The sequence below is a fragment of the Aromatoleum toluolicum genome (genome assembly GCF_012911005.2).
GTDB lineage: Bacteria > Pseudomonadota > Gammaproteobacteria > Burkholderiales > Rhodocyclaceae > Aromatoleum > Aromatoleum toluolicum.
In genome coordinates this window covers 1-443 of sequence record NZ_WTVS01000219.1, presented here as the reverse complement: position 1 = coordinate 443, position 443 = coordinate 1, and the positions used below count along the sequence as shown (strand labels likewise).

The 443-nt window shown below is 75.8% G+C and carries 1 protein-coding gene; it reads right to left on the bottom strand.

The window, feature by feature from the left end; all coding sequences use genetic code 11:
* On the bottom strand, positions 1-424 hold a 424-nt coding region (locus GPA27_RS28455; protein ID WP_211165313.1), incomplete at its 3' end, for a hypothetical protein.
* Positions 425-443 lie beyond the last annotated feature (19 nt).

Sequence of the window (443 nt, the reverse complement as noted above, 5' to 3'; positions counted from 1 at the left end):
GGTCTGCCACATCGGAAAGGCGCTGCGGCTGGTCCACCCCTGCCCCCACGCGCCGCGCTGCGGGCTGGTCCAGCACGGCGCGCGCCTGCGCCACCTCAGCCAGCAGGGCCGGTACATGGGCTTGCTCGGCGGCCTCCTGCGCACGGTCCAGCGCCGCACTGGCGGCGGCGATGTGCAGCGAGCGCAGTGCCAGCTCGGCCAGGGTCAGGTCGGCCATGGCCCGCAGGGCGGGGGGCAGGTCGCCCGCTGTGGGGGCGGTCGCCATGGCGTCCATGGCCGCTGCGGCTTCGTCCAGGCGACCGATGCGCAGCAGCCGCCGCGCCGCAATCAGCCGCGCCTGTGTGGCGTTGGCGGTATCACCGTGGGCTTGCAGCGTGTCGGCCGCCTCCAGCAGCGGGCGGGGTGACCCGCCCAGGTCGCGCATGGCCAACGCCACCTCGGCC